Raw genomic sequence first — 6,514 nt, forward strand, 5'->3', positions numbered from 1 at the left:
CCGCTCATGGGCAAAATACGGCCAAGCTGCGTGCCTGTCGGAAATTTTTTTGCTCGCTCAAAATTCCCGTTGGCCGCCTATGCGTCTCTTCGGGGATGCCGCACCGAAGACACCGACAATCAGAAGTAGGGGCGCGAGGTGTTGACGGCAAGGGGTGGCCTTGGGAGCGGTACTTTGTTGGGCACGCCGCGAGATTTGCGGTTCACCCGAAAAACCATTCGCATGAACACAGTTGCCATGCCGTGACGTGAACGACGTCAGAAACGGTCCAGAGTCGAGAGTGGAGGCGGTACCGGTGTCGGCGAGCATTGATGCGAGCACACACAGCCGCAGCCGTCTATTCCACGAACATCCTGACACTCGCGGCCGCGCCCCGTCGCGTCAATTTCAGTCAGCGTCGAGAAACCGGTGCCGTCAGGCTGCCAGGTCGCCTCGCGGCGGCGCGCGGCCGTACAGAACTGCGGCGGGGAGCAAACTCCGGCATCAGGAGCGTTTGGTGATGAGCGCAGTCCGGCCTGCCCAGAAGTCGTCGACTCCCTCCCACCAGAGCAGGCTTTCCTGGCGTAGCCACGGACGGAAAGCCGCGGGATCGGTGGACGCGTACAGTTTCATGTCCTGCAGGTCCTCCAGCAGTCCGACTGTCGCTGCCTCGCGAACATAGTCGTCGCCTTCGACATGCCAGCGCTCCACCACGTCGAAGACGGCGTCGAAACTGGCCGTGTCGCTCGCTTCCAGTTGCGCAATGAGGTGCCGGGCCAGTGCGTTCAGCGCCAGATAAAGGGGCGGCTCCAACTGATCGCGCCATCTTTCGCAGAACGCGTGCCACGCACCTTCAAATGTTGGATCGGCTTCGAGGATCGGGGCAAACATTTCCGCGTGCGTGATCATCTGGTGGCCTTCGTCGCTGCTCGATTCGTCATATTCCTGCAGTGTCAGCAGGCAACGGTTGCCGTTGCAAGCTGCGGGCTGGAAATGCCGGGTATCCAGGGCCGTGCGTCAGCGTGGAAGCGGGAGTTCCTACTCGACGAACACGCGGACGCTCGCGGCGCGGCCAGCGGCATCGATGACTGTCAGGGTTGAGTAGCCGGTGCCGTCGGGCTGCCAGGTCGCGGTGCGGCGGCGCTCGACGACAGCCAGCGGCTTGCCGTTGGCGAGCCAGCGAAACGGCGCGCGCCCGCCTTGCAGCTTGAGCACCAGCGGCGAAGCGACAGCCGATGCCGCGCCCAGTTCGACCCGTGCGCCGTCGGGCGGGAAGATGATCTGCGGCGCGGGTTCCGTGACTGCGGCGACGACCGGCAACTGTCCAGCCGGGGAAAAGCGCTCAAGCGTCACCGGCAGGTCGGCGCGGGCGGTGCGCAGCGTTCCCGCAGGCGGGCGCGGCAAGGCCATGGCGGGTAGGCCGGAGCGAGCAAAGCCCTCAAACAGGATAGGCGCCGCCGAGACATAACCCGACAGGCCGGGCACGGCACCGGCGTCCGGCCGTCCAGCCCAGACGCCCAGCACGTAGCGGCCGTCATAGCCGATCGACCAGGCGTCGCGGTAGCCGTAGGAGGTGCCGGTCTTGTAGGCGATGCTGCGCTTGGCAGCACCCTCCGGCGGCTTGACGCCGGATAGAATGTCGCCGATCTGCCAGGCCGCCTGTTGCTCGAGGATCATGCCGTTGGCGAGCGGGACAGGCGTGCTTGCGTCCGCCCCGTCGCGAAGAATCTTGGCGCGGCCGCCATTGGCAAGCCCGGTATAAAGCTGGACGAGATCGCGCAGCGAAACGCCGACGCCGCCCAGGCCGATGGCAAGGCCGGGCACCTCGTTCGGCGGTAGTTGCGGCACAACGCCGGCCTGGCGGAAACGCGCGGTCAACCGCTGCGGCCCGACAGCGTCGAGCAGGCGGATCGCGGGCACGTTGAGCGACAGCTGCAGCGCCTGGCGCACCGAAACGTCGCCCTGATAGCTCATGTCGAAATTCTTGGGCCGGTAGCCGGCGAAATCGGCCGGTCGGTCCTCGATCAGCGTTTCCTGCGCCACCAGTCCCTGTTCGAAGGCGAGACCGTAGATGAACGGTTTCAGGGTCGAGCCGGGCGAGCGCACCGTCCTGGTCATGTCGATCCAGCCGGAACGAGAGGCGTCGAAGAAATTGGCCGAACCGACTTCGCCGAGGATCTCACCGGTCATCGCGTCGGCCAGCACCATGGCGACCGAAATTTTTGGACCGAGCCGAATGGCTGCCTCGCGCGCCACGGCTTCAAGCCCTTCCTGCGCACTTTTTCGCAAGGTGAGCTGATGGCGGTCGACGCCTGGAGCGTTGCGCAGTGCCGCATCAGCGGCGTGCGGTGCGAGCGCGGGCAAAGCCAGACGCATGCCCGAGACGTCTTCGAGAGCTGCCCGCGCCGCCTCGCGTTCGCCGAGCAGGCCCGATGTCACCATGCGGCCCAGCACCCGGTCGCGCGCGGCCTGGGCAATTTTTGTATTGCGATCCGGCCGCCGCCTTTCCGGCAGCTGCGGCAGGGCGACCAAAAGAGCTGCTTCGGAAACCGTCAGCCGCTTCGGCTCCTTGCCGAAATAGGCAAGCGAGGCAGCGCGCACGCCTTCGAGATTGCCGCCGTAGGGCGCGAGCGTCAGGTAGCGTTCGAGGATTTCGCGCTTTGTCAGCCGCCGCTCGATCTGCAGCGCGCGGGCGAGCTGCCTGAGCTTGGAGCCAAAACTGCGCTCCGTCCGTGGCTCGATCAGCCGCGCCAGCTGCATCGACAGCGTCGAGCCGCCGGAGACGATGCGGCCATTGGTGACGAATTGCTGGGCTGCGCGCCCCAGCGCCAGCACATCGACGCCTTCATGGTCCCAGAAGCGCTTGTCCTCATAGGCGACCAGCATCTTCACCAGTTGCGGGTCGACCTGGTCGAGGTTGACCCCAAGCCGCCAATGCCCGCTCGGCGTTGCGAAAGCGCGCAACAGCTGCCCGTCACGGTCGACCACTTCGGCGGAGAGCACAAGCTTTTCCGGCAGCGGCGGCGGAAAAGCACGATCCAGCGCGTAGAGGCTGCCGGCGGCGAGGGCTGTGAGCGCTGCAGTCGCAGTCGTCCAGCGGGCGATCCTGCGTGCATATTTTCCGGTGAACATGGCTCTGCCCCTCACCCTCACCCTTACCCTCTCCCCGTAAACGGGGCGAGGGGGGCGTCAGCGTTGCCGCTTGTCCCTTCTCCCCGTTCACGGGGAGAAGATGCCGGCAGGCGGATGAGGGGCAGCGCGAACCCTCCCGCCGACGTCGATGCTGAACTGAAAGCAGACATCTTATTCCGCCTTCACCTCCATCATGCCGGTGGCCGTCCGTGCCGAGAACTGCGGCCGGTACATGTCCTCGACGCTCGCCGCCGGGTGCATGTAGACGCCAGGCGTCACCGCGCGCACGACATAGGCCAGCGTAAACTCCTGGTTGGAGCCTTCGCCGCTGTTCATGGCGGCGACGAAGCGGTCGTTGCGGAATTCGAGATGGGCGGCTTCCGTCTGTTCCAGCCAGGAGAAGTTCGACAAACTGGCGCTGTTGACTAGCCCCGGATTGTCGATCTCGAAGCCGGCCGGCAGCATGTCCGAGACCAGGATACGCGAGGCCCAGTCGTTGAACTCCCTGACCTTGAGCACCACGACGAAGCGCTCGTTCTGCTGGGCCTCCGTCACATTGGCCTCGCTGCCGTCGAGACGGTAGTAGGTGCGGGCGATCTCAAAACCGTCGCCGCCGGCGGGCAAAGGTTGTGCCGGAGCAGCGACTGTCGTCACCACCGCCTGAAGCGCATCCTTGCCCTTGTTGGCGATGACGATCGGGTTGATCAGGAGATCAGCGCCTCCGACCCGCTGCGAATAGGCCCCAGAGTGGGTGGCCCCGTCGACATCGAGCGAAATCGCCTCGTTTCCGGCTTTCAGCGCCCGCGCCGCAAGCAGCATCCAGGCGTTGTCCTGGGTGCTGGTCCACTGTGCCGAAGCGCGGTCCGCTGCCACCATCTTGACCAGTGCGGGCACCACCGAAGGCAACGGCTTGCTTTCAGCGGCGAGCGCCAGCATGGCCGCGCCATCGCGCAGGCGCGAGCCATAGTCCGAGCGGTACCAATCGTGTTCGGGCGTCGCCTTGGCGAGTTGCAGGGCCGCCCCGAACAGGTTTTCCGAACGCTGGCCATCGCCGTAAAGTGCAAGGCTAGCACCGAGCTGCGCCACCGCCATGGGGCTGGTGAAGGCTTCGAGCTTGGAGTCGGCGAAGTAGCGCAGGTCGCCGACCGAGGCCTTCTTGTTGCGCGCCAGCACATAGAGGGAATAAGCGATCTCCGAGCCGCGATCCTCGACATCGACGTCGTAGCCGATGGCGTTCTGCAGGTTGTTGAGCGCCTGCATCATCGCGCCTTGAGGTACGTCGAAGCCCTTTTCGCGTGCCCTTGTCAGGAAGTCGGTGACATAGGCGTCGAGCCAGAGGTCGCCGGAACCGGGCGACCACAGGCCGAAACTGCCCGAAGACGACTGGTAGTTGAGCACGCGGTAGATCGCGTCCTGGATGCGCCCGCGCAGTTCAGGATCGTCGGCCATGCCGTTGTCGGCGCTGAGCTCGCTGACATAAAGCAGCGGCAGTGCCCGGCTGGTGGTCTGCTCGGCGCAGCCATAGGGGTAGCGGTCGAGCGTCATCAGCAATGACGGCACGTCGAAGGCAGACGCCAGCGACACGCCGACACTGACATGGGCATCGTCGAGCAGGCTTGCGGCCAGCAGCTCCTTGTCGATGCGCAGCGACGCATTCGGCTTGAGGTCCACCACCATGCGCGTGGTCACCGGCAACTGGCCGGGACGCACCGGGAAGGAGAGTTCCTGCTCGACTTCGAGCCCATCGGCGTTGGCAAGACGGATGGTCAGCCCTGCGGTTCCCGCCGTCAGTGGCATAAGCGGGATCGACAGCGTCTGGCGCTTGCCTGGCTCAAGCGTCACTTTTTCGGGCAGGGCGGCATCGCCGGTCGACAGGTCCCCTGACGTCTCGACAGCGAGCGAATAGTCGCCAGCCGGGGCATCGGTGTTGGTGATGTCGAGCGTCATTTCAGCGAAATCGCCCGGCGCCATGAAGCGTGGCATGCCGGCCGTCAGCACGATCGGATCGCGTACGATGACGTCGCCTGTGGCGTGGCCGACAGCAGTCTTGGTCCAGGCCACGCTCATCACGCGCACAGTGCCGTTGAACTGCGGGATGTCGAAATCGACAGTCGCCTTGCCGTCGGCGTCGAGTTCGACGATGCCGGAGAAGAAGGCGACAAGCTTTTCCTTGGGCGGGCTGCCTTGCGAGGTCAGTGCAGCGCCATCGCCGCCGGTGCGCAGCTTGCCCATGGCGCCCAGCGAACCGTCGATCAGGCGTCCATAGAGGTCGCGCAGCTCGAGCCCGAGCATACGCTGGCCGAAATACCAGCCTTCGGGGTCCGGCACCTTGTAGTTGGTCAGGTTGAGGATGCCGACATCGACGGCCGCAACCGTGACATAGGCCTTTTCGCCAGCCGCGGCCCCCGTCACCGAAACCGGGATCGAAAGTGTCTGACGCGGCACGGTCTTTTCGGGAAGCGCCAGCGCGACATTCAGTTTCTTGTCGGCGGGATCGACGGCCAGCCATTTCAGGCCGATGGCGCGTGCCGGCATGCGCGATTCCTGCGCCTCGCCGGGGCGATAGAGCGTGGCGGTCACATAGGCCCCGGCACCCCAGTCTTCGCCGACGGGGATGTCAACGGTGGCACCGCCTTCGGGAATGCTGGCGGTGACGGTCTTCAGCAGCTTTTCAGCGCCGACAGTGACCAGAAGTTCGCCAGCAAAACGGGGCGAAACCTGAAGTTTTGCCACTTCGCCTGCTCTGTAGGTCTCTTTGTCGAGCGCGACTTCGAGGCCGTCGGGCGTCTCTGTCGAGGTCGCCGACACATACCAGCCGGCGTCGAACTCATAGCTTGTCGCCGAGCCCGCCGGATCGGCGGTCTCGACCTCGAGGCGGTAGCGGCCCCAGTCGACGGGCATTGAAACGGTGGCTTCGCCATCGGCGGTGAGGTCGATCTGGCCGGTCGCCACCGACTTGGTGAAGGTCACCGGCTCGTAGTTCCAGCTGTTGCCCGAGCGGTACCATTGGTAATTGCGCTCGACCTTGACCAGCGACCACTGGGCGCCGGCGAGTGCCGCGCGCTTGCCGTCGGGCTCGGCGGCGATCAGGCTAAACTTGGCAGTGCCGCCCTGCGGCACTTCCTCGCCCGAGAAGTCGGGGCGGATGCCGATCATGGTGGCTTGCGGGCGGATGCCGATGTCGAGCTTTTCTTCGACGGCGCGGCCTCCGCTTTCGCGCATGCGCACCGTGAGTGCAGCGTTGACCAGGCGGGTCGTCGAGGGCAGCTGGCCGACCGAAACGGGGAAGGTCGCCTTGCCGTCATCGCCGACGACAGTCAGGTCGGTCAGCGGGATGCGGGTGGCTTCGCCTTGCTCTTCGTCGGCGAGGCCGAAATAAAAGCCCTTGAAGGCATCCCATTCG

General features: G+C 65.3%; 3 protein-coding genes. All 3 read right to left on the reverse strand.

The genetic code is table 11. The annotated features are described in order from the left end of the window. Window positions 1-483 precede the first annotated feature (483 nt). On the reverse strand, window positions 484-888 hold the full coding sequence (locus AC1DUU_RS19965) for a DUF7674 family protein (protein WP_476785139.1): 405 nt from the start codon (window positions 886-888) through the stop codon (window positions 484-486). Window positions 889-1,017: 129 nt separating this feature from the next. Next, complete coding sequence (pbpC, locus tag AC1DUU_RS19970) at window positions 1,018-3,111, reverse strand: penicillin-binding protein 1C (protein WP_476785140.1); 2,094 nt, start codon at window positions 3,109-3,111, stop codon at window positions 1,018-1,020. 171 nt (window positions 3,112-3,282) lie between these two features. Further along, window positions 3,283-6,514, reverse strand: a 3,232-nt coding sequence (locus AC1DUU_RS19975) for an alpha-2-macroglobulin family protein (RefSeq protein ID WP_476785141.1), incomplete at its 5' end; no start/stop codon positions are given.

This window comes from Aminobacter sp. P4_H6_2 (assembly GCF_056400805.1).